Below are 19,882 nucleotides of genomic sequence, written 5' to 3'. Positions count from 1 at the left end.
AACACATCGTGCTTTAGAGCAGGATGTGTTTTTTATTTTCAAGTAGTTTTAAATATGATGTATTAATTTCTCTTTCAGTTAAAAGATATATCACATTTGTTTAAATGTGATATACAATTGAGTTGTTAGAAAAGGAAGAGGTATGCTATACTATTTTTGTGAAACAAATTGCACAGAAAACTTATCATTTGTTAAAAAATAAGGTATGATGGATAAAAATAAAGTGAAGCTTTCTAAGTATAATATAATGTGGAAAGTGAAGAACTTCACGCTTTTTAAGGTGTGTATATATTTTATCTCTAGAGTGGTAGGAAAGTAGAGGGGGAAAATCATGACAAAGCTGCAACGTATTCAAAAAGTATTGGTAGCTAACCGTGGAGAGATTGCAATTCGTGTGTTTCGAGCTTGTTCGGAACTTGGATTAAAAACAGTTGCAATCTATTCGAAAGAGGATAGTGGTTCTTATCATCGCTATAAAGCCGATGAGTCCTATTTAGTTGGGGAAGGAAAAAAACCAATTGATGCTTATCTAGATATTGAAGGCATTATTGAGATTGCAAAAAGTAATCATGTAGATGCAATCCACCCTGGATATGGTTTCTTGTCAGAAAATATTCAATTCGCGAAACGTTGCGAAGAAGAAGGAATTATCTTTATCGGTCCGAAAAGTAAGCATTTAGATATGTTTGGAGATAAAGTGAAAGCAAGAACACAAGCGCAGCTAGCACAAATTCCAGTTATACCTGGTAGTGATGGTCCAGTAGATTCATTAGAAGAAGTCGAAAAATTTGCTGAAAAGTATGATTACCCGATTATTATTAAAGCGTCCCTTGGTGGTGGCGGTCGTGGTATGCGTATTGTGCGTACTAGTGAGGAATTAGGAGAATCATATAATCGAGCAAAATCAGAAGCGAAAGCAGCCTTTGGTAATGATGAAGTTTACGTCGAAAAATTCGTTGAAAAACCTAAACATATAGAAGTACAAATTTTAGCAGATGAAGAAGGCAATGTTGTTCATTTATACGAGCGTGACTGTTCTGTACAACGTCGTCATCAAAAAGTTGTAGAAATAGCACCGAGTGTATCACTTTCAGATGATCTGCGTCAGCGTATTTGTGATGCTGCTGTGAAGTTAACGAAAAATGTAAACTATTTAAATGCAGGAACAGTAGAATTCCTTGTAAAAGATGATGAGTTTTACTTTATTGAAGTAAATCCACGTGTTCAAGTAGAACATACGATTACAGAGATGATCACAGGAGTCGATATCGTTCAATCGCAAATTTTAATAGCTGATGGACATGCATTACATAGTAAAATAGTAGGTGTTCCGAAGCAAGAGGAAGTGGTTGTACACGGATTTGCAATCCAATCTCGTGTAACAACTGAAGACCCACTAAATAATTTTATGCCGGATACAGGAAAAATTATGGCGTATCGATCAGGCGGTGGTTTTGGTGTGCGTCTTGATACAGGAAATAGCTTCCAAGGTGCAGTTATTACACCATACTACGATTCTTTACTTGTAAAAGTTACAACTTGGGCACTTACTTTTGAGCAAGCTGCTGCAAAAATGGAACGTAACTTAAAAGAATTCCGTATTCGTGGTATTAAAACAAATATTCCATTCCTAGAGAATGTAGTAAAACATAAAAACTTCTTATCAGGAGAATATGATACTTCGTTTATTGATGTGTCACCTGAACTATTCTTATTCCCGAAACGTAAAGACCGCGGAACGAAAATGTTAAATTATATTGGTTCAGTAACAGTAAATGGCTTCCCAGGAGTAGGGAAAAAAGAAAAGCCAATATTCCCAGATGCTCGTATTCCATGTTTAAAACATTCAGAGCCAATCCAAAATGGAACGAAACAAATTTTGGACGAGCGTGGAGCAGATGGATTAGTAAAATGGGTACAGGATCAAAACCGTGTACTTTTAACGGATACAACATTCCGTGATGCACATCAGTCATTACTTGCAACTCGTATTCGTACAAAAGATTTACATCAAATTGCAGAGCCAACAGCGAGAATGTTACCAAACCTATTCTCAGCTGAAATGTGGGGCGGTGCAACGTTTGATGTCGCGTATCGTTTCTTAAAAGAAGATCCATGGGAACGATTACTAGATCTTCGTGAAAAAATGCCGAACGTTTTATTTCAAATGTTACTACGTTCGTCAAACGCAGTTGGCTACAAAAACTATCCAGATAATTTAATTCAAAAATTTGTGGAGTGTTCTGCTCAAGCAGGCATTGATGTGTTCCGTATTTTTGATAGTTTAAACTGGGTAGAAGGTATGAGAGTTGCAATTGATGCTGTACGAGATACTGGTAAAATTGCAGAAGCAACAATGTGCTACACAGGAGATATTCATGATCCATTACGTAGTAAATATGATTTGAATTATTATAAAAACTTAGCAAAAGAGTTGGAAGCATCGGGAGCTCACATTTTAGGTATTAAAGATATGGCTGGCTTACTAAAACCAAACGCAGCATATGATTTAGTTTCAGCATTAAAAGAGACGGTATCGATTCCGATTCACCTGCATACGCACGATACGAGTGGAAATGGTATATTAACGTATACGAAGGCAATTGAAGCAGGTGTTGATATTGTCGATGTAGCAGTGAGTTCTATGGCTGGTCAAACGTCACAACCGAGTGCGAACACATTATTCTATGCACTAGGTGGAAATGAAAGACAACCAGATGTTAATATCGATTCTTTAGAAAAGCTATCTCATTATTGGGAAGATGTACGCAAATACTATGCACCGTTTGAAAGTGGTATGAATGCACCTCACACAGAGGTATATATGCATGAAATGCCAGGTGGACAGTATAGTAATCTTCAGCAACAAGCGAAGGCGGTTGGTTTAGGAGATCGCTTTGATGAAGTGAAAGTAATGTACCGTCGTGTGAATGACATGTTTGGAGATATTGTAAAAGTAACACCATCATCAAAAGTTGTTGGCGATATGGCGTTATTTATGGTTCAAAACCACCTGACAGAACAAGATGTTTTAGAGCGTGGACATGCTTTGGACTTCCCTGGATCTGTTGTTGAAATGTTCTCTGGTGATTTAGGTCAACCGTACGGTGGTTTCCCGAAAGAATTGCAAAAGATTATTTTAAAAGGGAAAGAGCCGTTAACAGTAAGACCAGGTGAACTACTAGAGCCAGTAGATTTCGATGCGTTAAAAGAAGAATTATTCCATAAACTTGGACGCGAAGTAACAATTTTTGATGTAGTTGCATATGCATTATATCCAAAAGTATTTATGGACTATGAAAAAGTTGCTGAGCTTTATGGAAATGTATCTGTACTTGATACACCGACATTCTTCTATGGTATGAGACTAGGTGAAGAAATTGATGTGGAAATTGAACAAGGTAAGACATTGATGGTTAAACTTGTATCAATTGGAGAACCACAGCCGGATGGAAATCGTGTCCTTTACTTGGAATTTAATGGTCAACCACGTGAAATTGTCGTGAAAGACGAGAGTGTGAAAGCAACAGTTGCACAACGTGTGAAAGGAAACCGTGAAAATCCAAATCACATTAGTGCAACAATGCCAGGAACGGTAATTAAAGTAGTTGTAAAAGAAGGCGATGAAGTGAAAAAAGGCGATTCTATGGCAATTACAGAAGCGATGAAAATGGAAACGACAGTTCAAGCGCCGTTCAATGGTAAAGTGAAAAAAGTATATGTTAACGATGGTGATGCAATTCAAACGGGTGATTTACTTATTGAATTAGATCACTAAAATAAAAAAAGAGCTGTGTAAATATACAGCTCTTTTCTTTATTGCAAAAAATCCCTTGCCGAATTGGCAAGGGATTTTAGTTTTAAATTATTTTGTTTGTTTAGAAGTTGATCCGGCTTCTTTTGCATTCACTTTACTTCTTGTTCCTAACATAACTAAATAGCATAGTACGGCAAACAAGCAAGAAATGAATAGAGAATGTAACAATGCCATTGCTAAACTAGCGTTTGTAAATACAACTAAAATCCCTACTACAGCTTGAAGTGTAACAAGGATAAATGAAATGATCCATCCCCAATATACTACAGGTTGCTGTTTGTAATGACGAATAGCGAGAATCATCGCGTAAAGTATCCAAGCGAAAATTAACATTGCTGCAACTCTATGGCCCATTTGAACCCATTCATGTAGTTGAGTTGGCATAGGTCTGTTTTTGCTACATAAAGGAAAGTCTGGACAGGCTAAGCTAGCTCGTTCGTGACGTACTAAAGCACCTGTGTAGACAACGATATAACTGTAAATTGTTACACCATAAATATGAAATTTCATTTTTTTGTCCATAATAAGAGAACGTGCATCAAATTTTTGGTCAATTTCAAAGATAAGACACGTTAATAAAATGACAGAAGCAAATGAAATTAAGGAAATACCGAAATGGATAGCAAGTACAGCTGGCATTTGTCCCCAAACAACTGCTGCTGCTCCCATTAATGCTTGTGCAACTAAAAATACGAAGGATAAAATTGCTAACGTTTTTGTTTCACGCACATGTTTATAATATTTCCAGGACAAAATACAAAGGAGAGTGACAAGAATTCCAGCTGATCCTGATGTTAATCGGTGGCTAAGTTCAATAATAGTTTCCATTGATAAATTAGATGGAACAAATTCACCGTTACAAAGTGGCCATGATTTACCACAACCTTGACCAGAACCTGTTTTTGTAACTAAAGCGCCTCCTAATAAAACTATTAATAAATCAAGGCTTGTAATGACTGCTAACCATTTAATAAAGCGTTGCAATCTCTTTCACCATCTTTCTGCTATGAAGTTATTGCGAAATATTTTCATTCCATTATGTATAGAATAAAACGCGCTAGTTCCTATGATATATAAAAAATAATAAAATAGCAAAGAAATGGAGGGGAAAGGAAAGGGGGAGAAAATAGGTGTAAAAACAGGGTTCCTAAGGAAAAATTTAGGTGAAAAATAGGCTATTTTGAAAAGAAATGGGGAGAATACGTGTTAAATAGGATAAAATAGTTTATTATAGAAGGTAACATCATGTTATGATAAGGACAAGTCAGAATGAAGTTTTTTATATTCGACACAAAAAGTTCATGTTTTCTTCACAAAATGTTCGGGAAATATGATTTAATATATTGGAGTATGGGCGTAGATTAGTAGTAGAATGGGTTAACAATGTTTCTACTGTAATAATATTGCTATATAGAAGCGAATTATTTCATTTGAAATAGGCGCAAAAAGAAAGATGAAAGTTTTAAGAGGGGGTTAGAGTGATGAACCATGCAACAAGTGAGCTGCATGATGAGTCCGCTGTTACAAGTGTACCGGAAACAACTCGGATACAAGATTTAAAAGCACTCGTTAAAATGGGGATTGTAAACTCAAATACACTTACTGTATTTACAGGATTTTGGTTGGCACTACACTTTAATGGATTAAGTGTAATGGACAATCTGGATAAGTTATTCTTTACAATCGTTGGTTCTGGATTAGTTATGGCAGGGGTATGTTGTTTAAACAACTACATTGATCGAGACATCGATCCATTAATGGAAAGAACAAAGACCCGTCCAACGGTTACTGGAAAGTATAAACCAGGATTTGCACTTACATTTGGACTAGTCATATTACTTCTTGGTTTTGTATTTTTATTATTAACAACACCAATGGCAGTCTTAATGGGATTTATTGGTGCTTTCACATATGTTGTTCTATATAGTTTATGGACAAAGAGAAAGTATACACTAAATACTGTTGTAGGTAGTATATCTGGTGCAGTTCCACCTTTAATTGGATGGGCAGCAATCGATCCATCTTTAGGTCATCCAATTGCTTGGATGTTATTTTTAATTATGTTTATTTGGCAAATCCCACATTTCCTTGCATTAGCGATGAAACGTGTTGATGAATATCGAAATGCAGGAATTCCAATGCTTCCTGTAGTTCATGGATTTGAAATTACGAAACGCCAAATTATGATTTGGACAGTATGTTTATTACCACTACCATTTTATATGAGTGGACTAGGGATAACATTTATGGTAATTGCAACACTGCTTAACATCGGATGGATCGCTTTAGGATTTTATGGATTCCGTAAGAAAGATGACATAAAATGGTCCGTGCAAATGTTTGTTTATTCCCTAAATTATTTAACAATCTTATTTGTATCAATGATTGTAGTTACATTCTTCTAAGACAACGACATAATTGGATTTCTTTACGTTGAGATTTACTTTACTTAACTATAAAGTACAATCTAATTCACAAGGAAAGTGGGGGTTGTTTGTATGAAGAAACAGTGGCGACTGCTTTCGTTCGTTTCACTGCTGGCTTTACTGTTAGGGGGATGCGGTAAAGCCTTTCAATCTACTTTAATTCCGCAAGGAGAAGTAGCAAAAATGCAATATGATTTACTTCTACTGGCGAGTGCAATCATGGTAGGAGTAGTACTAGTAGTTACTATTATTTTCTTGTATGTAATTGTGCGTTTCCGACAAAAGAAAGGTCAGGAAGATTATATTCCAGAGCAAGTTGAAGGAAATCACAAGCTAGAAATTATATGGACAGTTATTCCGATTATTCTTTTACTAATCTTAGCTGTTCCAACGGTTACATATACATTCAAACTTGCTGATGTAAGTGCGATGGAGAAAAAGAATATTGATAAAGATACTATCGTTGTTGATGTAACAGCGAATCTTTATTGGTGGGAATTTTCTTATAAATCAGAAAAGATAGTAACTTCGCAAGATTTAGTCATCCCCACAGGTAAGAAAGTGTATTTAAATTTGAAGGGTGCCGATATTAAACACTCATTTTGGGTTCCATCTTTAGCTGGGAAAATGGATACAAATACAGACAATGTGAACAAAATGTGGTTAAAGGCAGATAAATCGGGCACTTATAATGGTTTTTGTACAGAATTTTGCGGCCCATCACATTCTTTAATGCAATTTAAAGTGAAAGCTTTAGATGAAAGCGAGTACAAAAATTGGCTTGCTGATATGAAGAAGATTGATGGGAAGAAAGAAGTAGCTTCAACAAAGGCGCAAGAGGGCCAAGAAATATTTAATAAAAGCTGTATTGGTTGTCACGCAGTTGGATCTAATGATAGTAGACCACCTTCCGCTCGTATCGCACCAAACTTAGCAAACTTTGCGGATCGCGATATGGTTGCCGGTATTGCCGAAAACAATGAAGAAAACTTAAAAAAATGGCTGAAAGATCCTGAAAATATGAAGCCAGGAAACAAAATGACTGGCAAATATGGCAACTTAACGGATGATCAAATTGATGCATTAAATGCATACTTACAAACGTTAAAAGTTGAAAAGTAAAGAGGGATTATTCGCGAAGGGGAGGTTGAAAACGTGAGTTCTGTAGCAAAAAAACAGGGGATGGGTGCTGTCATATGGGATTATTTAACGACAGTAGACCATAAAAAGATTGCCATTCTCTATTTAATTGCAGGTGGATTGTTTTTTGTAATAGGCGGAATAGAAGCTCTATTTATTCGCCTTCAATTAGCGATTCCTAACAACGCTTTTCTTGTTGGGGATGCTTATAATCAAGTATTGACGATGCACGGTACAACAATGATTTTCCTCGCAGCTATGCCACTCGTGTTTGCATTTATGAACGCCGCTGTACCACTTCAAATTGGTGCACGTGATGTAGCGTTCCCGTTTTTGAATTCACTCGGATTTTGGTTATTTTTCTTTGGTGGAGTATTTTTAAATTTAAGTTGGTTTTTAGGTGGAGCACCTGATGCAGGATGGACATCTTATGCATCTTTAGCTTTAGCCTCTAAAGGTCATGGTGTTGATTTCTATGTACTCGGTTTGCAAATCTCAGGTATTGGTACATTAATTGGAGGGATTAACTTCCTTGTCACCATTATTAATATGCGTGCGCCAGGAATGACGTATATGCGTATGCCGATGTTTACATGGACGACATTTGTAACATCTTCGCTTATATTATTCGCTTTTCCACCGTTAACTGTAGGATTAGGACTTTTAATGTTAGATCGTTTATTTGGAACAAGCTTCTTTAATCCAGCATTGGGTGGGAATACAATTATATGGGAGCATTTATTCTGGATTTTCGGTCATCCAGAAGTATACATTCTTATACTCCCAGCTTTCGGAATATTCTCAGAAATCTTCGCGACATTTTCGAAAAAACGATTGTTTGGTTATTCATCGATGGTGTTTGCGACTGTATTAATTGGATTTTTAGGATTTATGGTATGGGCGCATCATATGTTTACTGTTGGACTTGGTCCAGTTGCTAATGCTATTTTCTCAGTTGCAACAATGGCGATTGCGGTTCCGACTGGTATCAAAATATTCAACTGGCTCTTTACAATGTGGGGCGGAAATATTCGTTTTACGACACCGATGATGTGGGCAGTAGCTTTCATTCCATCATTCGTCATGGGTGGAGTTACAGGGGTTATGCTAGCATCTGCACCAGCTGATTATCAATTTCATGATAATTATTTCGTAGTAGCACATTTTCATTATGTAATCGTTGGCGGTGTTGTATTTGGTTTACTTGCAGGAGCTCATTATTATTGGCCACTGATGTTTAATAAAGTATTAAATGAAACATTAGGAAAGATAACGTTTTGGCTATTCTTTATCGGTTTCCATTTAACGTTCTTTATTCAGCATTTCCTTGGCTTGATTGGTATGCCGCGCCGTTACTACACATATCTTGAAGGGCAAGGGTTGGAAATGGGGAATATGATTAGTTCTATCGGAGCGGTGTTTATGGCTCTTGGGACGATTGTTCTTCTATTCAATGTAATTAAAACGACAGTATCAAAAGAAAAAGCTGGTCGTGATCCGTGGGATGCACGTACATTAGAATGGACGATGCCAGCACCGACACCAGAATATAACTTTAAACAACTACCATTTGTTCGCGGATTAGATCCGTTTTGGATTGAAAAACGTGAAGGTAATAAAGAGATGACAGCAGCGGAACCAGTTGGTGATATTCATATGCCAAATCCTTCGTTTTCACCATTTGTCATTTCTTTCGGATTGTTTATAGCGGCATTTGGTGCAATGTATATGCAGGGCGGAAAAGATAAGTTCTGGTTATTAGTAGCAATTGTTGGTTTAATCATTACATTTGGCGCAATGTTCCTACGTTCAGTAATCGATGATCATGGATACCATATTCATAAGGAAGATTTAGATGATAAGGGGGGCAAGGCATAATGCATGTAGATGAAAAATTAACGAATGAAACATTTCCAGCAGAGCCTGAAAAAGCAACCCTTGAAGGGAAAAATAAGTTTGTCGGTTTTTGGTTATTTCTTGGAGGCGAAACAGTGTTGTTCGCTTCCTTATTCGGAACATATTTAGCATTAAAGAATTCTACAAATGGTGGACCAACATCTCAAGAAATGTTCCAAATGCCACTCGTTTTCATTATGACGATGCTTTTATTAACGAGTAGCTTAACAAGTGTATATGCGATGTATCACATGAAAAACTTTAACTTTAAGAAAATGCAACTTTGGTTACTAGTAACTGTATTGCTAGGTTTAGGATTTTTAGGGTTTGAGATATATGAGTTTTATCATTATACACATGAATTTAAGCATACTATGAGAAGTAGTGCGTTTGGCTCTGCGTTTTATGCTCTTGTTGGTACACATGGACTCCACGTATTGTTTGGGTTGTGTTGGATTTTAACATTAATCTTTAGAAATGCGAAGAGAGGTCTAAATTTATACAATGCACCGAAGTTTTATGTTGCATCAATTTATTGGCACTTTATTGACGTAGTTTGGGTGTTTATTTTCACTGTAGTATATTTAATGGGAATGGTGGGATAAACAATGGCGATAAAGCAAACAAATAATCCTAAAGTTGATCTTGTTTATCGGAAGAGAAAAAGTGCGGAGGAAATGAAGCATCAAGTTATTACGTTTGCATTAATGATTTTTTTAACATTAGTTGCATTTGTAGCAGTGGCGTATCCAAAAACTTTTAGTCCGACTTTCTCTGTGCCATTTATTTTACTATTAGCAGTGGTACAAGTAATTTTTCAATTGTATTATTTTATGCATATGAGCCATAAAGGACATGAAGCAGCAAGTTTCTTTCTTTACTCTGGCCTGCTAATAGGGTTAATTACAATTTTAGCTTTTATGACAATTGTGTGGATTTGAAAAGTGAAATATAAGGGAGCTTGTGTTGTCACAGCTCCCTCTTCATATTATGGGATAACCTTACGAAGGTAGGTGTGAAAATGAGTAACTTGTGGATATTTGGTTTTCAGGCTTTATGGAGTCCAATTTTTTTATTATTTATGCTTTCGATTCTTATTGGGTACTTCTTAATTATTGGACCTTATAGAATGCGATTTGAAAATGCGACGAAGGTAAGTAAGAAGCAAATTTTTTATTTTACGACTGGTATTGTTCTTTTGTATTTTGTAAAGGGAGGGCCTATTGATTTAATTGGCCATATTATATTTAGTGCTCATATGTTTGAAATGGCAGTCATGTATATTGCAGTTCCACCGTTACTGTTGCTTGGTATACCAACTTGGTTATATCGTTACATTACTTCTTTTAAGTTCGTTCAAATTATATTAAAGGTATTTGCTAAACCACTTATTGCGTTGTTTGTATTTAACGGCCTGTTTTCTTTTTATCATTTACCAGTTGTTTTTGATACGGTAAAACAAAGTCAAATTGCTCATCCTATTTGTCTCGCTATATTGTTTTTTACAGCAATCATGATGTGGTGGCCGATGTTAAATCCATTACCAGAATATCAAACGTTAAGTGATATAAAGAAACTTGGTTACATGTTTGCTAATGGTATATTATTAACGCCAGCTTGTGCGTTAATAATTTTTGCGACAGCCCCGTTATTTGCAACGTATACGGATCCGGCTGCTTGGATGAAAGCGATGGAACTATGTGTACCAGCGGGCACTTTATCAGATTTAAATATAACGGGACCGGAATTTTTGCACTGGATGCCAGTAGTACAAGACCAGCAAACTGGTGGTATCATAATGAAAATTGTCCAGGAAATAGTGTACGGTACAATTATAGGCTATGTATTCTTTAGATGGGCACGTAGAGAACGTGAAAAGGATAAGGAGCAGTTGCAACAATTGCCGCCGTATTTACAAACTAAGTAAAAAAAGTGTATGGGATTCCATACGCTTTTTTTACTTAGTTTTAGTTTTTTATGAAAGATTGAATTTTCTAATTATTTATGTTAAGTTAGTGTAGGCGTGTACTAAAAGTGGATATAAAATTTACTACTAGCTTTCATGCGTAATAATTCCATATGTGGTGCAAGTTTTTTAGAGAGTTACAAAAATATATTGTTATCTTTAATAAACACGAACTATTTTAAGGGGGAATTTAAATGGGTAGTAGTGGAAGTATGGTAAAGCCGATTAGTGGTTTTTTGACAGCGCTAATTCAATATCCAGTACCAGTAGTAGAGTCACGTGCAGACATTGATAAACAAATTCAACAAATCATAAAAACAATTCATTCGACCAAATCAGGTTACCCTGGATTAGAATTGATAGTATTTCCTGAATATAGTACACAAGGGCTCAATACAAAAAAATGGACTACAGAAGAATTTTTATGTACAGTGCCTGGGCCAGAAACAGACTTATTTGCTGAGGCATGTAAGGAATCTAAAGTATATGGTGTTTTTTCAATAATGGAAAAAAACCCTGATGGTGGAGAGCCATATAATACAGCAGTTATTATTGATCCACAAGGTGAAATGATTTTGAAGTATCGTAAGCTAAATCCTTGGGTGCCAGTCGAGCCTTGGAAAGCTGGAGATTTAGGTTTACCTGTTTGTGATGGACCTGGAGGAAGTAAATTAGCTGTTTGTATTTGTCATGATGGCATGTTCCCTGAAGTAGCTCGTGAAGCGGCCTATAAAGGTGCAAATGTCTTGATTCGTATTTCTGGGTATAGCACACAAGTTAGTGAACAATGGATGCTAACCAATCGTTCAAATGCATGGCAGAATTTAATGTATACATTGTCGGTAAACTTAGCGGGTTATGATGGTGTATTTTATTACTTTGGTGAAGGACAAGTATGTAATTTTGATGGGACTACTTTAGTACAGGGGCATCGAAATCCTTGGGAGATTGTTACTGCTGAAGTATATCCAGAACTAGCAGATCAGGCTAGATTAGGATGGGGATTAGAAAATAATATATATAATCTAGGTTCAAGAGGATATGTAGCAACTCCTGGTGGGGTGAAAGAAAATCCATATACGTTTGTAAAAGATTTAGCTGAAGGTAAATATAAGGTTCCTTGGGAAGATGAGATTAAAGTAAAAGATGGATCTATTTATGGATATCCAGTAAAAAAAACGATTCATTCTTAGGGGAGGGAAAAAACAAGCGCATCATATTGATGCGCTTGTTTTTGTTAATCAATAATTTGAAGTTCCTTTAACTCTTTTTCGACATTTTGTAGGAGTTGTTCACTTTTTTGAAGTACATTCGTTGGGAAAGTCTCATCATCGCCATATTCAACGCCGTGAGGATAATAATGTTTTCCTAATAAGGGAGGGAGTAGTTTTACTTCAGCGTGTCTACTGCCAATGTCACCTTCAACAGCAACGCCTTGCACTCGCAAATAATAAACATCCTTTAATATTTCAAATTTATAATCGTATGTAACCCGTTCATAATCCCACTGTCCAGCAAGTACGAAGTGGTTGTTTTCCATGATTTCAGTTAAAAGAGTTAATTCAACGACGGCTCCATTAAATTTCGTATTTGTAAATTGCATATAATACCTCCTTTTTTAATGTTACACCATTATTTTTATAATAGTATGAATAATAAGAAAGTGCAATTCATATTGAGAGAAAAGGGATAATCCAGACTTTTTTCACAAAAATATGATATAGTGAAAAGAGTACGGTACACACAAAAAGAAAGAAAAGGATTTGTGTATATCTCAATTTTATGTTTTGTTCAGGAGGTATATCGTTTGAAGAAATTATTGCGTATCGTAATGATTACAATTTTAATTTTAGCTGTTGATTTATACGGGAAATTACTCGTTTCACAATATATATTAACCCCATCTCAATCAAAGCAAGAAAATAAAATTGTGAAAAAGAAAAAGCAAATTAAGGAAGACTCCTCAGACACTGTTTTAAATATGATTGGTGAAGACTCTGAAAATTTATTAGCGAAGTGGGGAGAACCCTCTCGAATAGAGCCATCTGCATACGGATATGAATGGTGGGTATACAATCAGGATTTAACTCAGTATGTTCAATTCGGAGTTTCTGAACGTAAAGTTATAACGGCGTACGCTGCTGGTGAACAAGTTAAGGTTCCACCTTATTATATAAATGAAAAATATGAAGAAGTATATAAAAAAAGTCCGCTTTCGCATGAAATTTCATTAAAAAGAGGGAAAAATAGTTATCAATTTGAACTATCTGATACCGAAGTCATGGAACAACCGTTAATACCTGTAGAAGATGGATGGGCGCAATTGTATTTTGATCAATTTACACATGAGCTTGTGGGTGTTCGTTATATGGATGATGAAACTTTATTACGCCAAAGACCATATCAGCTCGTTTATTCAGGTGAATTAATAGCAGAACAACCATTGACTCCAGAAAAGATAAAACAAGTAGAAAATGGGAATATGCAACAAATTTTTGATTTAACAAATATCATTCGAAGTCGTCATAAATTACCATTATTAACATGGGATCAGGAAACGGCAGATGTTGCTGTTGGTCACAGTAAAGATATGAAAGACAATAATTATTTTTCTCATGACTCACCTACATTAGGTACGCTAGGAGATCGTTTGCAGCGCGGGAAAGTAGGATTTCAACTTGCTGGTGAGAACATAGCGGCGCAACATAGTGATGGAATTGCGGCAGTGCAAGGTTGGTTAAATAGTGAGGGGCATAGAAAGAATTTATTAAATGAACAATTTACAGGATTAGGTGTTGGTGTATACGATAAATTTTATACACAAAACTTTATTCGAAAATAAAGCGAAACTGTAAGCGGTGGGGTGTTACATCACCTAATTAGTTACTTCGTATTCACTGAATTGTAGGTGGGAATCTGACCGTATGCAAATAGCAGAAAAAAAGGTGCATGAATCGTCTAAAAATAGGCGAACCATGTGCCTTTTTTTTCTTACTATATAGTAGATATACATGGAGAGGTGAGGATTATGCCAACAACAAAAGGGCCGTTACATCCATCGGTTCAACAGTTTAAAGAATTTGTAAACCATCACCCTAAAATGGTTCATGAGGTTAGAAGTGGTCACAAAACTTGGCAACAATTTTATGAAGAATGGTACTTACTGGGTGAAGAAGATCCAATATGGGCAACTTATAGACCGGATGGAGCGCCTGCGTTTTCTTCGGTAAAAGAAAATAAAAAAGAAGAAGATAATCGAACTGAAGAGGAAAAAACTGCTGATGTGATGGGGCAAATGCTTTCTTTTTTTAAAAAGTTGGACGTGGAACAAATGCAGAACCATTTAGCTAATGTGACGAGTGCTATTGGGAGCGTGCAACAAGTTATTCAGCAATTTCAAGGTAACCGTACGCAGCAAGAACAAAGTACTTCAGAAAATAACCCGTTTTTCTTTCAAAAGGATTAGGGGGAAAGATGATGAGAGCAGAAATTATGGAGTTTATAAAGGCTGATGAGGATTTATCTCGCTATATTAGAGAGCAACCGTACTGGTATAGAAAATTAACACGAAATCCTGAAGAAAAAGAGGCTTTTGAGTTAGCGGCGATGCAACATTTCAAAAAAACAATACCAGATAAAGTGGAAAAATTTCAAAATCAATTGGCTGTTGCTTCCATCATGATTGATATGTTTCAGTATATGAAGCAACAAAATGCAACCTAATTACAAGTGAAAAATATGTCCGTCATGCAGAACTTTTGTTACAATAGAGATTGATTATTTAAAAAGGAGTTGCAGCATGACGGAAATTTGTTTAGTACGACATGGACAAACTGATTGGAATTTTCAAGAAATTATTCAGGGACGAGAAGATATTCCGCTTAATGAAGTTGGTAAGAAGCAAGCGAGTCAAAGTGCAGCTGCTTTACAAGAAGAAACGTGGGATATCATTATAAGTAGCCCGTTAATTAGAGCGCAAGAAACGGCTAATGAAATCGCAAAGGCGGCTGGATTACAATCGATTTTATTAGATAATCGATTTGTTGAACGGAATTTTGGAGAAGCTTCAGGGAAGCCAGTTGCGACTGTTAGAGAGTTGATTGCTGAGGGTAAAGTAGAAGGTATGGAGCAAGATGAAGAGATTGTAGCTCGTTGCTTTGCTGCTTTAGAAGATGTTGCAACAACTCATTTTGGCAAACGTATTATTATTGTTGCTCACTCACACGCGATAAAAGCAATTTTACATGCCATTGAACCAGATGAAATTACATTTAAGACACCATTAAAAAATGCGTGTATTAGTTATGTGAAACAAAATAGTGGGAAATGGGATGTTCTTAAATATAATATAGCGGAACATATTAATGTATAAGTGTGTACGGATATAGTGTGAAAATAGTTTCATTATATCTTTCTTTTGAGTAAGTCACTTCAATTAGTAGTTCTAATCTAAATGTGGTATGATGGATACTCGGAGGTGTCTCTCATGATTGTAGCGACGCTAGAAAGCGTATTAATATTAGATAAGGCAGAGCAGCTTGCAAAAGCGATTATCTGTTCAGATATAGCAGAAGATTATCGTAAGTATTATAGAGAATTACATGAAGATATAGAACTTCAGACGTTAATTCAGCAATTTACAGCGATGAAAGAACGGTATGAGGAAGTACAGCGCTTTGGAAAATACCATCCTGACTACACTACCGTATCGATGAAAATGAGAGAATTAAAGCGTTCTGTGGACTTACATGATAAGGTTGCAGCTTTTAAAAGAGCAGAAACTGCTTTGCAGAAGTTATTAGATGAAGTTAGTGTAGCAATCGGTTCGGAAGTGTCTTCTTCCATTAAAGTACCAACAGGAAATCCATTCTTTGATGCTGGTGGCTGTGGTGGAGGTTGTGGTACTGGCGGAGGTTGTGGTTGTAAAAAAACGGGGTGATGTACCCCGTTTTTTAGAAGTTGGAAGAAAACGTATACAGAGTTTGTCCTGTAATGTTATAAATTTCTGATTGGTTTTCATAGAATATAAAATATATGTTTTTAAAAGGAGAAGATGGAGAAGATTATGTTCGGGCAACGACAAAGTATGATTGTTTATTTACATTCATTGAAACATGCCAAGATTTTAAGGAAATATGGTAATATACATTACATATCAAAACGATTAAAATATGCTGTAGTATATTGTGACATGGAACAAATTGAGCATATGATGCATAAGTTGAACAAACTTCCTTTTGTGAAAAAGATAGAACAGTCGTATCGCCCGTATTTAAAAACGGAATTTGAAAATTCCCGTCCTGATCGAGCAAAAGAATACGATTATAGCTAATAGAAAAAATCCCCTGCTAAATTTAGCGGGGGATTTTTTAATTGAAATAAAGTGTTATTTCATCGGAGGAATGAAATTGTTCATTCGTAAAATACCAATTAAATGATTAAAAAATAGTTCTTTTTCTGGGAAAGTTGTAGATGGCTTTACAGTAAAAGTAGCCACTTTTTTTCCGAGTTGCTCTGCCGTTTCTTCAAATAAAATGACACGTTTACTTTTTTTATTTTCAAATACAGGAATGCCTTCACGACATATGTATAATGGTTGGAAATCACCAGTAGTAGTTGGTTTTAATATTACAACAAGCGAACACACTTTTTTATCGTTTTTTATCGTTTCAAATTGTAACATATGTGCTATACGTTCTTGATTTGTTTTGGCAATTTCAAGTAATTCATATAAATCAGAGTAGCCTTCTCCGAGTTCTATAAAGCGTTGAATCATATTTTTTCCTCCTCTTTCTTTTACTGTACCATTTCACTTTTTAAATGAAAAGCACACAAAGAAAAAAAACCCTGCATAGCAGGGCCCTTCTTATACTAGCATGTACTAGTAAGAAGGCAAAGGGAGAGGAGAAACCGGAGGAAGAACTTATGGGGAAACGTAAGTCTTCTCCGCGGTTGGCAACAACATCGAAGGTGATGTTGTTATAATTATTTATGTCCAATCTAAATGAAGATATACATAATGAAATTAAATTTTATGTCAGGCTTTTTATTTTTCTTTTTTTTATTTTGTGATAGGATAAAAAAGATAAAGTGGAACTAATATACATATTGGATTCATATTAGTGAATGATGAGATGAATACATAAAAATAATGAGTGGTTATTTGATGCTGAGTTTTCTAATATTTTGGTGAATGTAATTTGTTAACGGTTACCAAAGTGGGAATGGCTTTCTATAATCGCTCGATAGATTGAAATAAAGGTAGTGACAACAGATGAGAGTAGTTTCAGGAAAATGTAAAGGACACCCACTTAAAGCGGTTCCTGGTAATACAACACGTCCAACGACAGATAAAGTAAAAGAATCTATTTTTAATATGATAGGTCCTTATTTTGATGGTGGTATCGCCCTTGATTTATTTGGTGGTAGTGGTGGCCTTGGAATTGAGGCTTTGAGCAGAGGGATCGATAAAGCGATTTTTGTTGATAGGGATAGTAAAGCGATAAAAGTAATTCATCAAAATTTAGAAAGTTGTAGAATACAGGAACAAGCTGAAGTATATCGAAATGATGCGGAACGTGCAGTAAAGGCGCTTATAAAACGTGAAATGTCATTCGATCTTATATTAATAGACCCACCATATAAAGAGCAAAAAATTGTATCTTTAATTAGTGTAATGGATCAACATGGATTGCTACATAGTGATGGATTAATTATGGCAGAGCATGGTAATGATGTAGTTTTACCTGATTCAATAGGAAAGCTTGTAAAAGTACGAGCTGAGAATTATGGGATTACTGCAATATCGATTTATAAGTATGAAGGTGAGGGGACAGAATGACAAGTATAGCTATTTCTTCAGGAAGTTTTGATCCAATTACCCTTGGGCATCTGGATATTATTAAAAGGGGAGCAAAAGTATTTGATGAGGTGTACGTAGTCGTTTTAAACAATTCATCTAAAAAACCATTCTTTTCAGTTGAAGAGCGATTAGAACTAATTCGAGAAGCGACAAAGGATATCCCGAATGTAAAAGTAGATTCGCATAGTGGGCTGTTAGTAGAGTATGCAAAAATGCGTAATGCAAATGCAATATTACGTGGTTTACGAGCAGTTTCTGATTTTGAATATGAGATGCAAATTACTTCTATGAATCGAAAATTAGATGAAAATATTGAAACATTTTTTATTATGACAAACAACCAATATTCATTTTTAAGCTCGAGTATTGTGAAAGAAGTTGCGAGGTATGGAGGGAGTGTAGTAGATCTTGTGCCTCCTATTGTAGAGCGTGCTTTAAAAGAAAAGTTTCAAACCCCGTTAAAGTGAACGGGGTTTTTCTTTATACGTGCGAAAAAATAATAAAATAACATATAAATATAGACAAAATAATGTGAAAATTGGTCCGTAATGTATAAAAGATGTCCAAATTTCATGTAGTATAGAAGGATGCTTGGATAAAAATACAGGAATATCTTTTTGCATAGGTGAGAAAGAACTTACTTTCTCATAAAATGGTGTCCAAAATATAAATGTAAAAATAGGGGCAAGAATACTTTGAATAATTCGTGCGAAAAAATAGGGTTTAAATCGGATGTCTGTTTCAGCTAATATGCTAGCAACTTGTGCCTGAATAGAAAGACCGCTAAATGCTAAAATGAAGCTTGTTACCATAGCTTGTTGTAAGAGGGGGGTTTCATTTATTTGACTAATCATTTGGCTTCCGAGTGTCATTTCGAAAACACCTGATAATATAGGTATACTAAAATCTGTACTTAGTTGGAAGAATGATAAAATATGTTGCATAATAAAAGAAAGAGCTGCTGTAATGTGGAATACAGTAATCATTTTATTTAACACAGAGAATAAAATAATAAATCCGCCAATCATAAGTAATGTTTGAATAGAAGAAACGATAGCATCCCCAAGTAATTTACCGATTGGTCTTTTTTCTTGTAAGCGTGTCTCGTGAAGAATTAAAAAAGGGTTTTGAAAGCGGCGTTTTTTTGTAGTGTGTGTATTATTTTTGTAAGCGGTATTATGGCCGTAAAAACGCATAATTAATCCGACAGCAAAGTTACTTAAATAATGGGCAGCCGCTAATATAATCCCTAATTTTGGATTATTAAAAAAACCGATAGACACAGCACCGAAAATAAAAAGTGGATTAGAAGAATTTGTGAAAGAAACGAGGCGCTCCGCTTCAATCTGAGTTAAAAGGTTGCTTTTTCGTAGTCTAGCGCTTAGTTTGGCGCCTGCAGGGAAACCTGAAGCCATTCCCATTGCCCAAACGAATCCACCTATCCCTGGAACGCGAAAAAGTGGGCGCATGAGTGGTTCTAATATAACGCCAATAAATTTTACAACACCGATACTAATTAGAAGTTCCGCAATGATGAAAAACGGTAGTAGTGAAGGGAATACAACTTCCCACCATATATTTAACCCGCGAATAGAAGCTTGTAAAGCGGCTTGGGGGTGGAGTACAAGAGAAAAGGTTAAAAAAAGCGTTGATATGGTAAGGAAAGCGGTTTTCCATTTTTCATACATGTAAGTAAATCCCCCTTTGTCCCAAAAAACGTTCATTTCAGTATACGTGGATACGTAGTGAATTTAGACCATAAGTATGAAAAAGGA

20 protein-coding genes are annotated in these 19,882 nt (G+C 35.7%); 16 read left to right on the top strand and 4 right to left on the bottom strand.

Features of this window, described 5'->3' with window-relative positions; all coding sequences use genetic code 11:
• Nucleotides 1-331 precede the first annotated feature (331 nt).
• A complete protein-coding gene (gene pyc, locus BUA87_RS20360; RefSeq protein WP_000164055.1) occupies nucleotides 332-3,778 on the top strand; it encodes a pyruvate carboxylase in 3,447 nt (1,148 codons plus the stop codon).
• 87 nt (nucleotides 3,779-3,865) lie between these two features.
• Here the strand turns inward: pyc and ctaA are convergent, their stop codons facing one another.
• Nucleotides 3,866-4,801 (bottom strand): heme A synthase, encoded by a 936-nt coding sequence (gene ctaA, locus BUA87_RS20355; protein ID WP_001188740.1) that lies wholly within the window; start codon nucleotides 4,799-4,801, stop codon nucleotides 3,866-3,868.
• 497 nt (nucleotides 4,802-5,298) lie between these two features.
• Between ctaA and ctaB the strand changes: the two genes are divergently transcribed.
• The 7 genes from ctaB to BUA87_RS20320 all read left to right on the top strand — a co-directional run bounded on the left by ctaB (nucleotide 5,299) and on the right by BUA87_RS20320 (nucleotide 12,438).
• On the top strand, nucleotides 5,299-6,222 hold the full coding sequence (gene ctaB, locus BUA87_RS20350; protein WP_001015053.1) for a protoheme IX farnesyltransferase: 924 nt from the start codon (nucleotides 5,299-5,301) through the stop codon (nucleotides 6,220-6,222).
• 93 nt (nucleotides 6,223-6,315) lie between these two features.
• Nucleotides 6,316-7,365, top strand: coding sequence for a cytochrome c oxidase subunit II (coxB, locus tag BUA87_RS20345; protein WP_000745273.1), 1,050 nt, complete (start codon nucleotides 6,316-6,318; stop codon nucleotides 7,363-7,365).
• Nucleotides 7,366-7,425: 60 nt separating this feature from the next.
• Nucleotides 7,426-9,261 carry a cytochrome c oxidase subunit I gene (gene ctaD / locus BUA87_RS20340; RefSeq protein ID WP_172794245.1) on the top strand — a complete coding sequence of 612 codons (1,836 nt, stop codon included), beginning with the start codon at nucleotides 7,426-7,428 and terminating at the stop codon, nucleotides 9,259-9,261.
• Nucleotides 9,261-9,884: a cytochrome c oxidase subunit III gene (gene ctaE / locus BUA87_RS20335; RefSeq protein WP_000557861.1), complete on the top strand. Its 624-nt coding sequence runs from the start codon at nucleotides 9,261-9,263 to the stop codon at nucleotides 9,882-9,884. Before ctaD ends, ctaE begins: the two co-directional genes overlap by 1 nt.
• A 3-nt stretch (nucleotides 9,885-9,887) precedes the next feature.
• On the top strand, nucleotides 9,888-10,220 hold the full coding sequence (gene ctaF, locus BUA87_RS20330; RefSeq protein WP_000985703.1) for a cytochrome c oxidase subunit IVB: 333 nt from the start codon (nucleotides 9,888-9,890) through the stop codon (nucleotides 10,218-10,220).
• An 80-nt stretch (nucleotides 10,221-10,300) separates the two neighbouring features.
• A complete protein-coding gene (gene ctaG, locus BUA87_RS20325) occupies nucleotides 10,301-11,206 on the top strand; it encodes a cytochrome c oxidase assembly factor CtaG (RefSeq protein ID WP_000069031.1) in 906 nt (301 codons plus the stop codon).
• A 233-nt stretch (nucleotides 11,207-11,439) separates the two neighbouring features.
• On the top strand, nucleotides 11,440-12,438 hold the full coding sequence (locus tag BUA87_RS20320) for a formamidase (protein WP_000535802.1): 999 nt from the start codon (nucleotides 11,440-11,442) through the stop codon (nucleotides 12,436-12,438).
• Between the two features lie 44 nt (nucleotides 12,439-12,482).
• On the opposite strand, the gene BUA87_RS20315 is transcribed toward BUA87_RS20320, so the two are convergent.
• Nucleotides 12,483-12,848: a YugN family protein gene (locus tag BUA87_RS20315; RefSeq protein ID WP_001160948.1), complete on the bottom strand. Its 366-nt coding sequence runs from the start codon at nucleotides 12,846-12,848 to the stop codon at nucleotides 12,483-12,485.
• A gap of 204 nt (nucleotides 12,849-13,052) precedes the next feature.
• Here BUA87_RS20315 and BUA87_RS20310 point away from each other — a divergent pair, with 204 nt between their 5' ends.
• The 6 genes from BUA87_RS20310 to BUA87_RS20285 all read left to right on the top strand — a co-directional run bounded on the left by BUA87_RS20310 (nucleotide 13,053) and on the right by BUA87_RS20285 (nucleotide 16,577).
• The gene (locus tag BUA87_RS20310) at nucleotides 13,053-14,087 is read left to right on the top strand and encodes a CAP domain-containing protein (protein ID WP_000735387.1); all 1,035 of its coding nucleotides are present in this window, start codon (nucleotides 13,053-13,055) and stop codon (nucleotides 14,085-14,087) included.
• A gap of 186 nt (nucleotides 14,088-14,273) precedes the next feature.
• Nucleotides 14,274-14,711, top strand: a complete 438-nt coding sequence (locus BUA87_RS20305; RefSeq protein ID WP_001143345.1) for a YlbD family protein — start codon at nucleotides 14,274-14,276, stop codon at nucleotides 14,709-14,711.
• Between the two features lie 11 nt (nucleotides 14,712-14,722).
• A complete protein-coding gene (locus BUA87_RS20300) occupies nucleotides 14,723-14,968 on the top strand; it encodes a YlbE-like family protein (protein ID WP_001200990.1) in 246 nt (81 codons plus the stop codon).
• A 76-nt stretch (nucleotides 14,969-15,044) separates the two neighbouring features.
• Nucleotides 15,045-15,617: a histidine phosphatase family protein gene (locus BUA87_RS20295; protein ID WP_072940546.1), complete on the top strand. Its 573-nt coding sequence runs from the start codon at nucleotides 15,045-15,047 to the stop codon at nucleotides 15,615-15,617.
• 114 nt (nucleotides 15,618-15,731) lie between these two features.
• Nucleotides 15,732-16,184 carry a YlbF/YmcA family competence regulator gene (locus BUA87_RS20290; protein WP_000634361.1) on the top strand — a complete coding sequence of 151 codons (453 nt, stop codon included), beginning with the start codon at nucleotides 15,732-15,734 and terminating at the stop codon, nucleotides 16,182-16,184.
• Nucleotides 16,185-16,310: 126 nt separating this feature from the next.
• Nucleotides 16,311-16,577 (top strand): YlbG family protein, encoded by a 267-nt coding sequence (locus tag BUA87_RS20285; protein WP_002082261.1) that lies wholly within the window; start codon nucleotides 16,311-16,313, stop codon nucleotides 16,575-16,577.
• Between the two features lie 54 nt (nucleotides 16,578-16,631).
• On the opposite strand, the gene BUA87_RS20280 is transcribed toward BUA87_RS20285, so the two are convergent.
• The gene (locus BUA87_RS20280) at nucleotides 16,632-17,021 is read right to left on the bottom strand and encodes a DUF7147 family protein (RefSeq protein ID WP_000616017.1); all 390 of its coding nucleotides are present in this window, start codon (nucleotides 17,019-17,021) and stop codon (nucleotides 16,632-16,634) included.
• Nucleotides 17,022-17,519: 498 nt separating this feature from the next.
• On the opposite strand from BUA87_RS20280, the gene rsmD reads away from it, so the two are divergent.
• Complete coding sequence (gene rsmD, locus BUA87_RS20275) at nucleotides 17,520-18,086, top strand: 16S rRNA (guanine(966)-N(2))-methyltransferase RsmD (protein ID WP_001266976.1); 567 nt, start codon at nucleotides 17,520-17,522, stop codon at nucleotides 18,084-18,086.
• Nucleotides 18,083-18,574, top strand: a complete 492-nt coding sequence (gene coaD, locus BUA87_RS20270) for a pantetheine-phosphate adenylyltransferase (RefSeq protein ID WP_000200601.1) — start codon at nucleotides 18,083-18,085, stop codon at nucleotides 18,572-18,574. Before rsmD ends, coaD begins: the two co-directional genes overlap by 4 nt.
• On the opposite strand, the gene ylbJ is transcribed toward coaD, so the two are convergent.
• Nucleotides 18,566-19,795, bottom strand: coding sequence for a sporulation integral membrane protein YlbJ (gene ylbJ / locus BUA87_RS20265; RefSeq protein WP_000273089.1), 1,230 nt, complete (start codon nucleotides 19,793-19,795; stop codon nucleotides 18,566-18,568). The two genes, coaD and ylbJ, sit on opposite strands and share 9 nt — an antisense overlap.
• Nucleotides 19,796-19,882: the final 87 nt, after the last annotated feature.

The sequence above is a fragment of the Bacillus sp. bc15 genome, from assembly GCF_900142585.1.
Classification (GTDB): Bacteria; Bacillota; Bacilli; order Bacillales; family Bacillaceae_G; genus Bacillus_A; species Bacillus_A cereus.
Note: the sequence above shows the minus strand (reverse complement) of the source record. Positions and strands in the feature narration are given on the sequence as shown.